The sequence below is a fragment of the Spirosoma luteum DSM 19990 genome, assembly GCF_000374065.1.
Lineage (GTDB): Bacteria > Bacteroidota > Bacteroidia > Cytophagales > Spirosomataceae > Spirosoma > Spirosoma luteum.
In genome coordinates this window covers 1-1,164 of the sequence record NZ_KB893307.1, presented here as the reverse complement: position 1 = coordinate 1,164, position 1,164 = coordinate 1, and the positions used below count along the sequence as shown (strand labels likewise).

Sequence of the window (1,164 nt, the reverse complement as noted above, 5' to 3'; positions counted from 1 at the left end):
AAGCCGGATAAAAAACTACAGATTGTTGACCTGGCTATGGACGTTGTCCTTAAGTTCCTTGATGAGCCGTCCCTGAGTGATGGCATTCAGGGCTTCCCGCTGCAAAGCATAGTGATCCAGAATACGGATAAACTTCGCTTTTAAGCCCTCTTTCTCTTCAAACTGTACTCGTACCTGATTTTGGTGAGATCGTGTCTCTGAGAGCAAATCTGTAAGCGTCTGGGCTATTTCTGCTTGTTTTTCCTGATCGTCTTTGTACTCTTTCATCTGTCGCCGTTGGGTAACGGCGAAAAAACCCTCCACTTTCCCCTCGTCATTCATTTGAAAAAAGCGGCTTTGTTGCTGGCTCAGTTGACTCAGCGCCCGTTGCAGTTGAGCCAGATCGGCCAGCATGGGCGACAGGGCCTCTTTCTCCTGCGTTTTGATGAACGCAATAATGCGGTTGATGCCCTGCCCCAGCTCTTTCTTGAGTAATTCGTCGTTCAGATCGGCCGGATCTCTCTTGGATTTGTAGAAGTAGTCCACCATTTGGCCGAATAGCTCCTGCTTACTTCGCCCTAATTTTTCAGCTAACTTGCTGAATTTCAGGTCTGTATCTGTACCGAACCGGACAGACTTATTCGCTTTTGCTTCCATAAATAAGCAGCTTAGTATATCAAAACATGCCTTGATTTGCTAAAATAAGCATTTTTAAAGCTAAAATATACTTCTTGCTTACTAACTAATAGTAAAATTTTTTACTAACTAACTGATTATGAACATAGTGACCTCGTAGAGCAAGTGAGAATTATCGCGCAGCGTAATTTCCGCTTGCTCTTTGCAAGACCGCTTCGCGCTTTGTTTTTTCGTCGCTTCGCGCTTTGTTTTTTGTTATTTTTTTCCCCTCCGTCTTTTCTCCCCTTTCCACCTATTTTTTTAGTTAACCTTTTTAACCCTAAAAAAACCGTACCTGTCAATCCACTTCCTGGCGGCTTTCCCTCGCGCGCGTACGTACATGCCCGTACGCGGGACAAGTGTTTGTGTATTTCAAATATCTCTTGTTAATCTCTTGAAGGGGCAAAATAGGACTTATAACTATCAGATTTACAGTGGTTTAAACTGTGGATAACTTTAATAAACACAGGTTTGGTCGGTAATAAACACAGGTTTGGTCGGTGAAATACC

Annotated in this window: 1 protein-coding gene; it reads right to left on the bottom strand. The window is 43.4% G+C overall.

The window, feature by feature from the left end; all coding sequences use genetic code 11:
• Positions 1–15 precede the first annotated feature (15 nt).
• On the bottom strand, positions 16–636 hold the full coding sequence (locus tag B156_RS0125850) for a BfmA/BtgA family mobilization protein (RefSeq protein ID WP_018622703.1): 621 nt from the start codon (positions 634–636) through the stop codon (positions 16–18).
• Positions 637–1,164 lie beyond the last annotated feature (528 nt).

What these genes read in the sequence shown, in the direction of transcription:
- B156_RS0125850 (WP_018622703.1), bottom strand. Translation starts at nt 636, where the DNA reads ATGGAAGCAAAAGCGAATAAGTCTGTCCGGTTCGGTACAGATACAGAC.